At 72.0% G+C, this 13,777-nt stretch carries 14 protein-coding genes and 1 riboswitch; of the genes, 9 read left to right on the plus strand and 5 right to left on the minus strand.

Going from position 1 to position 13,777, the window contains the following annotated elements:
* Nucleotides 1-11: 11 nt before the first annotated feature.
* Nucleotides 12-154: riboswitch (cobalamin riboswitch) on the minus strand.
* 120 nt (nt 155-274) lie between these two features.
* Both KQY30_RS28075 and KQY30_RS28080 read right to left on the minus strand, forming a co-directional pair.
* Nucleotides 275-511, minus strand: coding sequence for a hypothetical protein (locus KQY30_RS28075; RefSeq protein ID WP_217309238.1), 237 nt, complete (start codon nt 509-511; stop codon nt 275-277).
* A gap of 43 nt (nt 512-554) precedes the next feature.
* Nucleotides 555-1,784, minus strand: coding sequence for an inorganic phosphate transporter (locus KQY30_RS28080; RefSeq protein WP_217309239.1), 1,230 nt, complete (start codon nt 1,782-1,784; stop codon nt 555-557).
* Between the two features lie 180 nt (nt 1,785-1,964).
* Here KQY30_RS28080 and KQY30_RS28085 point away from each other — a divergent pair, with 180 nt between their 5' ends.
* The 7 genes from KQY30_RS28085 (at nt 1,965) to KQY30_RS28115 (ending at nt 9,943) form a co-directional block, all read left to right on the plus strand.
* Complete coding sequence (locus KQY30_RS28085; protein ID WP_217309240.1) at nt 1,965-2,627, plus strand: class II aldolase/adducin family protein; 663 nt, start codon at nt 1,965-1,967, stop codon at nt 2,625-2,627.
* A gap of 159 nt (nt 2,628-2,786) precedes the next feature.
* Nucleotides 2,787-3,914, plus strand: coding sequence for an alpha/beta hydrolase (locus KQY30_RS28090; RefSeq protein WP_217309241.1), 1,128 nt, complete (start codon nt 2,787-2,789; stop codon nt 3,912-3,914).
* A 222-nt stretch (nt 3,915-4,136) separates the two neighbouring features.
* Entirely contained in the window at nt 4,137-5,441 is a 1,305-nt protein-coding gene (locus KQY30_RS28095; RefSeq protein ID WP_254407356.1) for a hypothetical protein, read from the plus strand.
* 331 nt (nt 5,442-5,772) lie between these two features.
* On the plus strand, nt 5,773-6,633 hold the full coding sequence (locus KQY30_RS28100) for a hypothetical protein (RefSeq protein ID WP_254407357.1): 861 nt from the start codon (nt 5,773-5,775) through the stop codon (nt 6,631-6,633).
* 97 nt (nt 6,634-6,730) lie between these two features.
* Nucleotides 6,731-8,329 carry an ABC-F family ATP-binding cassette domain-containing protein gene (locus KQY30_RS28105; protein WP_217309243.1) on the plus strand — a complete coding sequence of 533 codons (1,599 nt, stop codon included), beginning with the start codon at nt 6,731-6,733 and terminating at the stop codon, nt 8,327-8,329.
* Between the two features lie 458 nt (nt 8,330-8,787).
* Nucleotides 8,788-9,009: a helix-turn-helix domain-containing protein gene (locus KQY30_RS28110; RefSeq protein WP_046508694.1), complete on the plus strand. Its 222-nt coding sequence runs from the start codon at nt 8,788-8,790 to the stop codon at nt 9,007-9,009.
* 130 nt (nt 9,010-9,139) lie between these two features.
* Nucleotides 9,140-9,943 (plus strand): enoyl-CoA hydratase/isomerase family protein, encoded by an 804-nt coding sequence (locus tag KQY30_RS28115; protein ID WP_217309244.1) that lies wholly within the window; start codon nt 9,140-9,142, stop codon nt 9,941-9,943.
* An 88-nt stretch (nt 9,944-10,031) separates the two neighbouring features.
* On the opposite strand, the gene KQY30_RS28120 is transcribed toward KQY30_RS28115, so the two are convergent.
* From KQY30_RS28120 to KQY30_RS28130, 3 genes are all read right to left on the minus strand, one after another.
* A complete protein-coding gene (locus KQY30_RS28120) occupies nt 10,032-10,841 on the minus strand; it encodes a family 1 encapsulin nanocompartment shell protein (protein ID WP_217309245.1) in 810 nt (269 codons plus the stop codon).
* A complete protein-coding gene (locus KQY30_RS28125; protein WP_217309246.1) occupies nt 10,822-11,901 on the minus strand; it encodes a Dyp-type peroxidase in 1,080 nt (359 codons plus the stop codon). Before KQY30_RS28125 ends, KQY30_RS28120 begins: the two co-directional genes overlap by 20 nt.
* Nucleotides 11,902-12,068: 167 nt before the next feature.
* The gene (locus tag KQY30_RS28130; RefSeq protein WP_217309247.1) at nt 12,069-12,908 is read right to left on the minus strand and encodes a nucleopolyhedrovirus P10 family protein; all 840 of its coding nucleotides are present in this window, start codon (nt 12,906-12,908) and stop codon (nt 12,069-12,071) included.
* 95 nt (nt 12,909-13,003) lie between these two features.
* On the opposite strand from KQY30_RS28130, the gene KQY30_RS28135 reads away from it, so the two are divergent.
* Both KQY30_RS28135 and KQY30_RS28140 read left to right on the plus strand, forming a co-directional pair.
* A complete protein-coding gene (locus KQY30_RS28135) occupies nt 13,004-13,495 on the plus strand; it encodes an Asp23/Gls24 family envelope stress response protein (RefSeq protein ID WP_046508700.1) in 492 nt (163 codons plus the stop codon).
* Nucleotides 13,496-13,582: 87 nt separating this feature from the next.
* Nucleotides 13,583-13,774, plus strand: coding sequence for a hypothetical protein (locus tag KQY30_RS28140; protein ID WP_217309248.1), 192 nt, complete (start codon nt 13,583-13,585; stop codon nt 13,772-13,774).
* The last annotated feature ends 3 nt before the right edge of the window (nt 13,775-13,777 follow it).

Genomic DNA, 13,777 nt, shown 5'->3' on the forward strand with positions numbered 1-13,777 from the left:
GTCCGCGCCCCGGCTCGACGTGGTGCGGCGGCGAGAGTTCCTGGCTCCTGGGACAGGGCTCCCAGTGACAGTGGCGGGACCGCGCCGGATTCGCACCGGCTTCCTCTTCTGCCGTCGTAAATGGCCCCGGAAGTCCACCACGCTGCGCAAACACCCGTCAACTCATCCTTGACCTGCGACGGGACAGTGTGCGAAGCCCCACACTGGCCGCGGTCCGGCGGGGAACGCACCCGGAGCAGACGCCGAGCCGACCCCGAGCGGACCGGACGACGGTTCAGGCCACGATCAGCCGGATCCCGTACGCCACAGCGGCCACACAGAGCGCGAAGCAGGCATACGCGCCCGCCCGCGCCAGACCCGCCGTACCCGCCCCGCCGTGCCCGGCGGTGGCGGTGGCGGACTCGTGCTTGGCCAGTCCGACCACGCCCAGGGTGAACAGCCCCACGAGCCCGACGGTCGCCGCCAGACTGACCCCGAAGACGGAGCCGAGCGCCGCCCAGTCGATCTTCATGCCCATCCCTCTTTTTCTTTTCTTTCCCGCGCCGTGGCGCTGCTCAGACCCGGGCGGTGCGCGCCGGTTCGCCCGTGCCGCCCGGAGGCGCCGGGATGGTGGTCGACAGATCCCCCGTGGCCGCGGGGGAGGGGGTGACGGCGGGGGCGGTCCTGCCACCCGGCTCACCGGTCGCGGTCTCGTTGACATTGGTGTGGTCGACCGGGCGTCGGCGTGCGGCGAGCCAGATCGCGCCGGAGAGCACGACCAGCAGTGCGGCGACGACCGAGACACCCCAACTGCCCTGCCTCGTCAGGAACTCCGCGCCTGCGGCCACCAGTCCGGCGGCGGGCAGCGTCAGCCCCCAGGCGGCGAACATCCGGCCCGCGGTGGACCAGCGGACCGTACCGCCCCGGCGCCCGAGCCCCGCGCCCATCACCGCGCCCGAGCAGGACTGCGTGGTGGAGAGCGAGAAGCCCAGATGGGAGGAGGCCAGGATGACGGTCGCGGCACTGGTCTGGGCGGCGAAACCCTGCTGCGGCCGGAGATCGGTGAGGCCGGTGCCCATGGTGCGGATGATGCGCCAGCCCCCGAGGTACGTACCGAGCGCGATCGCCGTACCGGCCGAGACGATCACCCACAGCGGCGGATTGGCACCGGGTGCGAGAACACCGCCGGTGACCAGCGCCAGCGTGATGACCCCCATGGTCTTCTGCGCGTCGTTGGTGCCATGGGCGAGGGAGACCAGTCCGGCCGAGGCGATCTGCCCGGCGCGAAAGCCCTTGGCGGTGGCCCGGTCGTCGGTGCGGCGGCCGATCCGGTACGTCAGCCTCGTCGCGAGCAGGGCCGCCAGACCCGCGACGACGGGCGCGGCCAGCGCGGGAATCAGCACCTTGGTGACGACGACACCGCCATTGACCCCGGAGGTGCCGACCGACATCAGGGTCGCGCCGATCAGTCCGCCGAACAGCGCGTGCGACGAACTCGACGGCAGTCCGAGCAGCCAGGTGAGCAGGTTCCAGAGGATGGCGCCGACCAGCGCCGCGAAGATCACCTCGGTCCTGATGCCGTTCTCGTTGATGAGCCCGCCGGAGATCGTTTTGGCGACCTCCACGGAAAGGAACGCGCCGACCAGATTCAGCACGGCCGACATGGCCACCGCGGTCCGGGGTTTCAGCGCGCCCGTCGAGATGGTCGTCGCCATCGCGTTGGCGGTGTCATGGAAACCGTTGGTGAAATCGAACACGAGCGCTGTCACGATCACGATCCCGAGCAGCAGTGTGATGTGTTCCATGTACCGAATACCCAGGCAATCGTGTGAGGTCGGTGGCCTCGGTGAACGTAGGGAGTCAGAGTGAACGGGAGGTGAACTCCGGGCGCCTTTGTGGTGTCCCGGATCGGCGTCGCGCGCCTCCGTTCGAGTGACCCGGAGCGCGGTGCGCGCCCGGCCCGGCGCTGCTGGCAGGATCGCCGTATGACCGATCAGCAGACACAGGACGCGATCGCGCGCGCATGGCGGGATCTGGTGGACACCGCCCGCAGAACGGCCGCGGAGGGACTGGTCGTTGGCACCTCGGGCAATGTGTCCGTACGGGTCGGGGAACTGATTCTGGTCACACCCAGCGGAGTCCCGTACGAGCGGCTCGGCCCGGAGGACGCCGTCGGGGTCGATACGGACGGCCGCCAGGTCCTCGGCGAGTTCACCCCGACGAGTGAGCTGCCACTGCACCTCGCGGTGTACCGCAGCACCTCCGCGCAGGCCGTGGTGCACACCCACGCGGTGCACGCGACCGCCGTCTCCACGCTCGTGTCCGAACTGCCGCTGATCCACTACATGTCGGCGGCGCTCGGCGGACCGGTCCGCGTCGCTCCGTACGCCCTGTACGGCACGGACGAGCTGGCCGCAGGGATGCTCGACGCGCTGCGCGGGCGCAGCGCCTGTCTGCTCCAGAACCACGGCACGGTCACCTACGGCGCCACCCTCGCCCAGGCCTACGACCGCACCGCCCAGCTCGAATGGATGGCCCGCCTCTGGCTCACCGCCAGCTCGGTGCCCGGCCGCACGCCCTCCCTGCTGTCCGAGGACCAGCTCGGCGAGGTGGGCGAGAAACTGAAGGGCTACGGCCAGAAGCCCTGAGCCGAACCCGGGGGAGCCCGGCCCGAACCCCGAGGCGCCCGGCCCGAACCCTCTGGAGTACGGGCGCGCTCCCCGCCCGCGCCGCCCCGTCCCCGTACCCCCGCACCCCGACGGACGCGCCCGGTGGCCGGGGCGGGCGGCGGTGACGACACTGGGACCGTGCGCCCGGCTACAGCGACGGCAGCGGCCGTCTCCACCGTGATCGGCGTCGGCGCGGCCGCGGTCGCGGCCGGCCGGCTCGCCGGTGACGCCGCGCTCAAGGCCTCGCCCGGGCGGCCCCTGCCCGGCGACCCGCGCCTGACCGTGCACGCCACGGCCGCCGGGCAGATCACCCTCACCCGCTGTCTCGCCTCCCTGCGCCCCGGTGTGTACGGCATCGAGAGCCGGGGCCTGCACGCCGTCGTCGGACCGGTCCTGGAGGGCGTCCCGCACGCCGCGGACACCGTCGTACGGAGACTGGAGCGCGTCGGCCACGGCATCCTCGTCCCCGGCTCGCGCGTCCGGATGACCCCGCAGGTCCACACCGGCGACCCCACCACCGCCCTGGGCCTCGACTTCCGCGACGAGCGGATCCCTGGCGAACTGGGCTTCCTGCCCGCCTGGTTCGTCCCCGGAGCACGCGACACCTGGCTGATCACCGTGCACGGTCTGGGCACCACCCGCGAGCACCCGCTGAATGTGATGGAGCTGCTGGCCGGGCTCCAGGTCCCCGTCCTCGACATCACCTACCGCGGCGACCCCGGCGCCCCCCGCTCCCCGGACGGCCTCGGGCATCTCGGCGACTCCGAGTGGCGCGACCTCGACGCGGCGATCCGCTACGCCGTCCGCTACGGCGCGGAGCGGCTCATCCTGTACGGCTGGTCCACCGGAGCCGCGATGGCCCTGCACGCCGCCGCCAACTCCGCGCACAGCGAGCGCGTCTCCGGGCTCGTGCTCGACTCGCCCGTACTGGACTGGGAGGCCACCCTGCGGGCCCTGGCCACCGCCCGCCGCACCCCCAACCCGCTGCTGCCCCTCGCCGTCAGAGCCGCGCAGGGCAGGACCGGACTCCACGGCGACCGGCTGCTCCAGGCCGCCGACCCCCGCCAGCTCCATGTCCCGACGCTGATCATCCACGGCCCCGACGACACCCTCGCCTCCTGGGACCCCTCCCGTGAACTCGCCGCCCTGCGCCCGGGACTGATCGGTCTGCACGCCGTGGCGCACGCTCCGCACGCGGCGATGTGGAATGCGGATCCGACCGGCTACGAGGAGGCCCTCCGCCGCTTCCTCGTACCCCTCATGTAGCCGCCCAACAGGCCTCTTGCGTCCCTTCCGTACCCACCCGGGACACCCGCGCGGGACGCCCCCGCCCCGATCCGGTACCGACAGGACAGGTTCCGTTTGGGCTTTCGGGCGGTCACCGGGAAGACTGCCCCTGTGACGTCCCGAAAGCCTGATGAGCAATTGGCGCGCAACTCCAGACTCCGACTCGTCCGCCCCCGGCCGTTGACCACGGCACGACGGGCCGTGACCGACGGACGCAGCCGTCCGGCGCCCAGGCCGCCCGAGGGCACTCCGCCCGCGGCGGAGCTGGCCCGCCAGGCGAGGGAGGTCCTCGCCGACGCGGTACGGATCGCCCGCTGGGCGGCCGTCGACCGCGGCCCGGGCACCGGACCCTTCGACGCGGCCGCCCAGGAACGGGCCGCGGACGCGCTGGAGCTGACCCCGGACCAGGTGCGCACGGGATGGGACCGCGCCCGGCTGGCCGGACTCGTCGAGCTGCACGGCGGCACCGTACGGCCCGGCTGGCGCCTCCAGGCCTGGGACCGCGACGACAGCGCCGTCCAGCGCGGCTGGGTGGCCCTCCTCGACGCCTGGTCGCTCGTCCACCCGGCCCCGGACGACGTCGCCGCCGCCACGGTCGCCGAGGTCGTCGAAGCCGTCCCCCAGGTGCTCTCCCTGCTCCAGCTCTCGAACGGGCCCGTGCTCGTGCCGGCCCTGCTCGACCTGCTGCGGCAGCGCGTCGCGGAACTCCACGAGGAGCGCTGCGAGGTCCCCTACGGGCCGCAGCCCGACCCCGCCGAGCCCGCCCCAGGACCCCCTGACGAGCTCCTCCTCCCCCCGCTCCTCGACTGGGCCCTCGAAGGCCTGGCCGCCGTCGGCGCACTGACCCTGGGAGAGGGGCAGGCGACCCTCACTCCGCTCGGCAACTGGGCGGTCTGGGTCAAGCTGGAGCAGATCTGCGTCGCCGCCCAGAGCCCCGCGGGCAATATCGAACAGTCCGCCCAGCACATGCTGCGCGGCTGCGCCCGGCTCACCCCCGGACCCGCCCGCGCCGAATACCGCGCCTGGCTCGCCGCACGTACCGTCGGCAGCGCCGTCACGGAACTCCTCACCGTCGCCCGCGGCGAGGACGCGCTGCTGCGCGGGCTGGCCTTCGAGGCGCTGCGCGTCGTCGGCGCGCCCGCCGAGGCCGGCGTACGGGCCGCGGCTGAGGAGTCCTCGCTGCGCCCCTATGCCCTGCTCTGGCTGGCGGAGTACGAGGGCGCCGACCCCGAGGACGCCGCCGACGTGCTCACCCGCGAGGAGTCGACCTGGCTCTGGGTGGACACCGCGGCGGCCGTCGCCGACCACGGCGAGAGCGATCTGCTGGTCCGTCACCTGGACTCGGCCGTGCAGGGCAATGTGCCCGCCCTGCTGGACGAGGTACGGGCCGTCGGGCACCCTCGCACCGTCCAGGTCCTCGTCGCCCTGGCCGCCGCGCATCCGGACCCGGCTCTTGCCAAGGCCGTGCGCCGGGCGGCCTTCCAGGTGCACACCGGAGGCTCCTGACCCGTCGCCCGCGCGGCGGCCGGAGCCCGGCCCGCGGCCCGCGCGACGGGGTAATGTCCGCGCCCCGTCCACGGGCCCGGCTGTGACGTGGATCTCAGTTCTCACCATGGATCCGAGTCTGGCACCCACCACCGACAATTAGGCCGAATGGGGGATGTGCCGGGCAGGGCCCGCCGTGTCGCGGCCGGTCCTTGCCCGGTCCTGGCCGCACCTGGCTACGCTCGCGCTGATCGAGACCGCTGGTACCGCCGGTGCCGAAAGCACCGCCGGTACCGGAAGAGCGGTCGGGCACCGGCGACGAACCGAAGAGCGAACAGGGACCGGGGGAACAGTGACCGTTCCGTCCACGACCACGGCGCCGACCGTCCTGCCGCCCGCCCCGCACACCCGGCTCCCCGCCGAAGCCCCGGACGCCCCACAGGCCGTCACACCCCCAGCCCGGCGTCGCCGCGGCCCCCGGCGCGGCGTCCGGCTCGCGCTCGCCGTCGTCCCCGCCCTGCTGGCCCTGCCCCTGGTGACCGCGGCCCACCAGTCCCGCCAGGCCCCCTTCGGCGACCGCCTCACCTCACGCCCCGCCGCGGCCCCCGCACCGCCCTCCGGCCAGGACCCCGTCCTGCGCGCCGTGGGCCCCCGCGTCGAAGCCCACGACCGCCGCTCCGGCGCCCTGCGCTGGGTCCACGAGCGCTCCGGCCGCCGCCCCCTCGCCGTCGCCGCCGCGCCCGGCCACGCCTTCGCCCTCTGGAACGACGGCCTCGTCACCGACACCGAGAGCGCCACCGGCCGGGCCGTCCGCTGGCACCGCGCCCTCCCCGGCCTCGCCGACTGGCTGGCCGCCGCCCCCGGCCGCGGCACCGGAGTGCTCCAGCTCCTCGACCCCGAAGCCCGGATGCTCGCCGTCGTCGCCCCCGAGCGCATCACCGCGTACCGCACCGAGGACGGCGATCTGCGCTGGGTGCTGCCCGCCGCCCGCGGCTGCGCCTTCGACCCCGGGCGTCATGTCCGTACGGGCGGGGCCCTGCTCATCGCCCAGCCGTGTGCCGGGAACGCCGCGTGGACCGCGGAACTCAAGGCCGTCGACGGACTCGGCAGGATCGTGCCCGGACGTACCCCCCTCGGCAACGATCTCCCGGGCCACCGCCCGCCGGAGCTGCCCGAAGCCGGGCAGCGGAAAGCAGTTGCGCAGCACGGTTAGACTGGCCCGCATGGCATTTCTCCTTGTGCATTAGCCGGCGTCGAAGAATCCCTCCGCCTGCTCTCTTCCGCCGTCCACACCGCCCTGGAGTCTTTCCGTGATCACCGCAACCGGCGTAGAGCTGCGCGCCGGCGCCCGAGTCCTCATCGAATCCGCCTCGTTCCGTGTCGCCAAGGGAGACCGCATCGGTCTCGTCGGCCGCAACGGAGCGGGCAAGACCACCCTCACCAAGTGCCTCGCGGGCGAAGGCATGCCCGCCGCCGGCACCATCACCCGCTCCGGGGAAGTCGGCTATCTGCCGCAGGACCCGCGCACCGGAGACCTCGACGTCCTCGCCCGCGACCGCATCCTCTCCGCGCGTGAACTCGACTCCGTACTAAGGAAGATGCGCGAGAACGAGGACCGGATGGCGAACGGCAAGGGCGCCACCCGCGAGAAGGCGATGAAGAAGTACGAGCGGCTGGAGACGGAGTTCCTCACCAAGGGCGGATACGCCGCCGAGGCCGAGGCCGCCACCATCGCCGCCGCGCTCGGCCTGCCCGACCGGGTCCTCGGCCAGCCCCTCCACACCCTCTCCGGCGGTCAGCGCCGCCGGGTCGAGCTGGCGCGGATCCTCTTCTCGGACGCCGACACCCTGCTCCTCGACGAGCCGACCAACCACCTCGACGCGGACTCCATCATCTGGCTGCGCGACTACCTCAAGACTTACCGGGGTGGCTTCATCGTGATCTCCCACGATGTCGAGCTGGTCGAGACCGTCGTCAACAAGGTCTTCTATCTGGACGCCAACCGCTCCCAGATCGATGTGTACAACATGGGCTGGAAGCTGTACCAGCAGCAGCGCGAGGCCGACGAGAAGCGCCGCAAGCGCGAGCGCGCCAACGCGGAGAAGAAGGCCGCCGCCCTCAACTCCCAGGCCGACAAGATGCGCGCCAAGGCCACCAAGACCGTCGCCGCGCAGAACATGGCCCGCAGGGCCGAGCGGCTGCTCTCGGGACTGGAGGAGGTGCGCCAGTCCGACAAGGTCGCCAAGCTGCGCTTCCCCGAACCCGCGCCCTGCGGCAAGACCCCGCTGACCGCCGAGGGCCTGTCGAAGTCGTACGGCTCGCTGGAGATCTTCACCGATGTGGATCTCGCCATCGACAAGGGCTCCCGGGTCGTCATCCTGGGCCTCAACGGCGCCGGCAAGACCACCCTGCTCCGGCTGCTGGCCGGCGTCGAGAAGCCGGACACCGGACGGGTCACCCCGGGCCACGGCCTCAAGCTCGGCTACTACGCCCAGGAGCACGAGACGCTCGACCCCGAGCGCTCGGTCCTGGAGAACATGCGCTCCTCCGCGCCCGATCTCGATCTGGTCGAGGTCCGCAAGACACTCGGTTCCTTCCTCTTCTCCGGCGACGACGTCGACAAGCCCGCCGGGGTGCTCTCCGGCGGCGAGAAGACCCGGCTCGCGCTGGCCACCCTGGTCGTCTCCTCCGCCAATGTGCTGCTGCTCGACGAGCCGACGAACAACCTGGACCCGGCCAGCCGCGAGGAGATCCTCGGCGCGCTGCGCACCTACAAGGGCGCGGTCATCCTCGTCACCCACGACGAGGGCGCGGTCCACGCGCTGGAGCCGGAGCGGATCATCCTGCTGCCCGACGGCGTCGAGGACCTCTGGGGCGCCGACTACGCGGATCTGGTCGCCCTGGCGTGACCGTACGGGCCCGCGCGTGAACGTATCCGCACGGTGTTGCGCGGCCCCGGCCCCGGCCGTGCGGTGATCCGACCGTATGGAGACCTGGCCGTACGGTGATCCATCTGGCGATCCGGACCGTGCTCCGGACCGTGATCGACTGCGTATGGATCATTCGGCTCAGCGGTGATCCATCATCTGTGTGAGGACGTCTCGTACTCCCGGCGTGCCGCGCGACGAAGAGTGCTCTCTGTCACATCATCTGCCCCGCCTCTTGGCGCACGCCCCTGACCTGGCACTTCGACCCGTATGCGGGGCACCGGTAGGTACGGGCAGGACCGGAACCGGGGATTCCGGTCCTGCGGGAAGCTTGAACTCTGCCAAAGCTTGTCGTACGGACCTTGCCGAATGGGTGGCCAGGAGGCCCGTAAGGGGTGATCATGAGAAGTCCAGAGCGCACTTCCCATGAGGAGGCACGGGTGGCCGAGACTCTGAAGAAGGGCAGCCGGGTGACCGGCGCCGCGCGTGACAAGCTCGCGGCAGACCTGAAGAAGAAGTACGACAACGGTGCGAGCATCCGGGCGCTGGCCGAGGAAACGGGCCGCTCCTATGGATTCGTTCACCGGATGCTCAGTGAGTCCGGAGTCACGCTGCGGGGACGCGGCGGAGCGACGAGAGGCAAGAAGGCCACGTCGGCCTGACGCGCCGGGTGCGCTCCTCCCGGCCACCGGTTCGGACGGTGGCCACCCGGGTCGATCACATGGTCGCCCAGGTGGTTACTGTGCAGTCACTCAGCTCCCTGTGCTGACTGTCCGAACCGGAGGCGCCTGTATGACTTCGCTCGAACCACATCACGGACCAGTGCTCGACAAGGACGGCGTACGGCTCACCGTCGAGGACGCGGTTGCCACGGTGACCCTGACCGTTCCGGACAAGCGCAACGCCCAGTCTCCCGCTCTGTGGCGGGCGTTGACACAGGCCGGCCGGTCACTGCCGGGCAGCGTGCGGGTCGTGGTGGTGCGCGGTGAGGGCAAGTCCTTCTCCGCGGGCCTCGACCGGCAGGCGTTCACGCCCGAGGGGTTCGACGGGGAGCCGTCCTTCCTGGAGCTGGCCCGGGGGTCCGACGCCGATCTCGACGCGGCCATCGCCTCGTACCAGGAGGGCTTCGTCTGGCTGCGCCGCAATGACATCGTGTCGATCGCGGCCGTCCAGGGACATGCGATCGGCGCCGGTTTCCAGCTCGCCCTCGCGTGCGATCTCCGGGTCGTCGCGTCGGACGTGCAGTTCGCCATGCGCGAGACGAGTCTTGGTCTGGTTCCCGATCTCACCGGCACCCATCCGCTGGTGAGGCTCGTCGGCTATGCCCGTGCGCTGGAGATCTGCGCCACGGGCCGCTTCGTGCACGCCGAGGAGGCGGAACGTACCGGGCTGGCCAATCTCGTGGTGCCCGTCGACGAACTCGACGCCACCGTCCAGGATCTGGCGGGGGCGCTGCTGGCCGCGCCCAGGGACGCCGTGATCGAGACCAAGGCGCTGCTCCGGGGCGCCATGGGCCGCTCCTTCGACGAGCAGCGTACGGCCGAGCGCGCGTCGCAGGCCCGGCGGCTGCGTGACCTGGCGGGCCTCACGGACTGATCGATACGGCCCGGAAGGCGGCGGATACAGCCCGCATCCGGTATGGATCGAAAGCGGACCGGTTCGGCCCGAAAAGCGCGGCTCCTGCTCACAGTTGCGGTGTCGCGGTGAGTGCCACCGCGGCCTCGCTCGTGTACATCAGGAAGGTCAGCGTCTCCTGGAAGTAGAGCCGTACGCTCGTGTCGTCGTGGGAGAGATAGCCGATCGACACGTCCTGGCCGATCCGCAGTTCGAAATCGCCGCCCCGTGTGGACAGCAGGAACGCTCCGTCGATGGCGGGCGCCCAGATGATCTCGCCGTCCAGCACCCGGTCGATGTGCTTGTGTACCGGATAGCCGTGGTCGGAGGTCTCGTTCACGGCGGTGTACGCGTCGGCGCTCAGGGCCAGGGTGTACGGGCCGCCCACGCCCGCCAGCCGCAGGGTCGACACCGCCTGGCTGATCGCGTCTGGATAGTCCCGTACCTCGGCCGGCAGGGTCAGCTCCGGATGGGAGGTGCTCTGCCGGATGCCCGCGATGCCCGCCGCCGCGTACCCCTCGAAGACAGCCCGGTCCTCGGCGAACGCGATCTTCAGGGCGGCGTCCTTCACCGGCTGCCAGTCCGCGTCCTTCGCGCCGCGCTCGACATCGTCCACCTCCGCGCGGTCCACCGTGAACGGCACCCGCAGCTCGACGACCGGCCGTGATACGCGCGTATGCGCGATGACCCCGTCGGCCGGCGGGTCGACGGCCCGGAGCCGGCCGGTGCCGACCGCCGCCATCCCGGAGCCGGCCGGCTCGGGTACGTCGACGATCCGGCGGGCGGCGACATGGCGCTTGAAGGTGCGCCGCGCCTCCTCCTCCAGATCCGCCCAGGCGGCGTCGGAGACGGGCGCGAGTTCACGGTGCAGGTTCTTCATCGGGGGTGCTCCTCTTCAGGTCGCCGATCCCGAGCGAGCCGTCGGTGACCGGGCCGTCAGCGACGCGTACCGCTTCCCGGACCGCCTCGTCGGCCTCCGCGGCCTCCGTGCCGGGCGGGTCCGGCGGATCGTCGAGGAAGTCGGCGCTGGGCGCGAAGAACAGCGTCCCGGTCACGGCCGTGGAGAAGTCCAGGATCCGGTCGTGGGTGGCCGGCGGACTGCCGAGGAACATGTTCTCCAGCATCTTCTCGGTGACGTCGGGGGTACGGGCGTAACCGATGAAGTACGTGCCGAACTCGCCCTTCCCCACGCTGCCGAACGGCATGTTGTCGCGGAGGATCTGCCGTTCGGTGCCGTCCGGGTCGGTGATCGTGTTCAGCGCGACATGTGAATCGGCCGGTTTGTCCTCGTCGGCCAGCTCGATGTCGGCGAGTTTCGTACGGCCGATCACCAGCTCCTGCGCCTCGACCGGCAGGGCGTTCCACGCGTCCAGATCGTGCGTGTACTTCTGCACGATCACATAGCTTCCGCCGGCGAACGCGGCGTCCTCGTCGCCGATCAGCACCGAGGCCCGCGCCACCGGGCCGACCGGGTTCTCGGTCCCGTCGACAAAACCCAGCAGGTCGCGGACGTCGAAGTACTTGAAGCCATGCGTCTCGTCGCGGACCGTGACCACGCCGCGCAGCCGGTCCATGATCGCCGCGGCGAGGCTGAAGCAGAGGTCCAGCCGCGCGGCCCGGACATGGAAGAGCAGATCACCGGGGGTGGCGACCGCGCGGTGGCCGGTCGCTCCGACGAGTTCGCGGAAGGGGTGCAGCCCTGCCGGGCGCGGCCCGCCGAACAGCCGGTCCCAGACCTCGGAGCCAAAACCGGTGACACAGCTCAACTGGCCTTCCGGAACCCGGAAACCGACCGCGCGCTGGAGTCCGGCCAGATCGGGGAGGAGTTCCCGTACGACCGGTTCGCCGCCCGGGTCGACCGTCACCACCAGGAAGATCGCCGCGCCGGTCAGCGGGCTCAGCACCGGCTGCGGGATCACCTCCGGGGCGGGACGGGCCATCGGCTTCGTACCTCCTCGCGCGGAAGCATGGACGAGCATGGGCGGAAGCATGGCTGTACGGCGTATGCGCAGGACCCCCGGCCTGGCCTGCACCATTGTCCTTCGGGGTACGCGTCCCCGCATCCGCTGGCCTGGCCGTACGGTGCGGTCCGTACGGGCCGGGTTCCTCAGGGCGTGACGTCCACCGCCGTGACCAGCACCGCCACCGACGGCCCGCCCGGTGCGGACGCGGCGACCTCCTTCCGTACCGCCCGGGCCACCTCCAGCGGATGGTGCCCCGCCGCCGTCGCCACCTCGACCAGGACATGCCCGGGCAGGCCGGCCGCCCGGCCGCTCAGCGTCCTGGTGAGACGGGCGACGCCGGGCACCGCGGCTGCCGTGTCGAGGACTCCGGGGGCATCGCCGGAAGCGGCCGCGGGCGACTCCACGGGTTCAGCCGTACGCTCCGGTGCCTGCGGTGCCTGCGGTGCCTGCGGTGCCTGCGGTGCCTCCGGTGCCTGCGGTGCCTGCGGTGCCTGCGGTGCCTGCGGTGCCTGCGCTGTCTCTGGTGCCTGCGGTGCCTGCGGTGCCTGCGGTGGCTTCGGTGGCGAGTCCAGCAGGGCCGTCACCCGCAGGTCGATCTCCGCCACCCGCAGCCCCAGCCCCTCCACCGCGCACGCGGCCAGCGTCGCGCGCAGCCGGCCGGCCACGGCGGGCAGCGGCTCGTCCGCCATGTCCGTGAACGCCTCGCCGAACTCCGCCTCGATCCGCAGCTCGCCCGGTGGCAGCGCGCTGGGCGGCGGCGGTACGGCCGGCCGCTCCGCCGCGGCCGGGTCGGCCAGCGACAGCCGTACCGTACCGAGCACCGTGCCCGGCAGCCCGGCCGCGGCCCGCCGGAGCTCGGCCACCGCCGCCCGTTCCGCCAGCCACGCGCCGTCCTCGGCGCCGCCCAGCGGAAGCAGTCTGCCCAGGCCGAGCAGCCGCCGTACCGCGGTCTGCCAGCCCTCCGAACCGCGCACAGTCGTCATTCCTCCAGCCTGCCGCATCCACGGCGCGGTACGGGGAAAGCGGGCCTAGTCTGAGGAACGGAGTCCCACCACCGCCCCGGAAGGGATGAATGGCGATGTCAGACACCACCCCTCGCAACCAGTCGGCGCCCTCCGCCAAGGAACTGCCGGGCGAGGACGGGCGGAAGCCGTCCGTCACCAAGCGCGGTGGAGGCGCTCCGGCGACCCGTGGCCGTACCACCATCGCCGATGGCGTGGTGGAGAAGATCGCCGGGCTCGCGGCCCGTGACGTGCTGGGTGTGCATGCCCTGGGCAGCGGTATCTCCCGTACGTTCGGCGCGGTACGGGAGCGGGTCCCCGGCACCACCAGGTCCGTCAGCCGGGGCGTGAAGGCCGAGGTCGGCGAAGTGCAGACGGCACTCGACCTGGAGGTCGTCGTCGACTACGGGGTCTCGATCACCGAAGTGGCCGCCGCCGTGCGGGAGAACGTCATCTCGGCGGTCGAGCGGATGACGAGCCTCGAGGTCGTCGAGGTCAATATCGCGGTCAGCGACGTCAAGCTGCCCGACGAGGAAGATGACGAGGATCAGGACACGCGGCTCCAGTAGGCCGCTGCTTCCGGCCGGCCGCCATGGCGGTGTCGCCGTGGCGGCGCGGGAGCCGGAAACGGCACGGAGCGGGAAGGGGAGCGCACGATGAGCATGGCGGTGGTCGGCCTGCTGGCCGGCATGGCGCTCGGATTCGCCGGATACTTCGGTGGCTTCGGGGCCTTTGTGCTGGTGGCCGCGTTGGGCGCGATCGGTTTTGTGGTCGGGCGGATCGTCGACGGCGATCTGGAACCCGGCGACTTCTTCCGCAGCCGTGACCGCGACGACCGGCGGCGGTGACGT

This window comes from Streptomyces sp. GMY02, from assembly GCF_019056675.1.
GTDB classification, from domain to species: domain Bacteria; phylum Actinomycetota; class Actinomycetes; order Streptomycetales; family Streptomycetaceae; genus Streptomyces; species Streptomyces odonnellii.

What these genes read in the sequence shown, in the direction of transcription:
- KQY30_RS28075 (WP_217309238.1), bottom strand. Translation starts at nt 511, where the DNA reads ATGAAGATCGACTGGGCGGCGCTCGGCTCCGTCTTCGGGGTCAGTCTG.
- KQY30_RS28080 (WP_217309239.1), bottom strand. Translation starts at nt 1,784, where the DNA reads ATGGAACACATCACACTGCTGCTCGGGATCGTGATCGTGACAGCGCTC.
- KQY30_RS28085 (WP_217309240.1), top strand. Translation starts at nt 1,965, where the DNA reads ATGACCGATCAGCAGACACAGGACGCGATCGCGCGCGCATGGCGGGAT.
- KQY30_RS28115 (WP_217309244.1), top strand. Translation starts at nt 9,140, where the DNA reads ATGACTTCGCTCGAACCACATCACGGACCAGTGCTCGACAAGGACGGC.
- KQY30_RS28120 (WP_217309245.1), bottom strand. Translation starts at nt 10,841, where the DNA reads ATGAAGAACCTGCACCGTGAACTCGCGCCCGTCTCCGACGCCGCCTGG.
- KQY30_RS28125 (WP_217309246.1), bottom strand. Translation starts at nt 11,901, where the DNA reads ATGGCCCGTCCCGCCCCGGAGGTGATCCCGCAGCCGGTGCTGAGCCCG.
- KQY30_RS28130 (WP_217309247.1), bottom strand. Translation starts at nt 12,908, where the DNA reads ATGACGACTGTGCGCGGTTCGGAGGGCTGGCAGACCGCGGTACGGCGG.
- KQY30_RS28135 (WP_046508700.1), top strand. Translation starts at nt 13,004, where the DNA reads ATGTCAGACACCACCCCTCGCAACCAGTCGGCGCCCTCCGCCAAGGAA.
- KQY30_RS28140 (WP_217309248.1), top strand. Translation starts at nt 13,583, where the DNA reads ATGAGCATGGCGGTGGTCGGCCTGCTGGCCGGCATGGCGCTCGGATTC.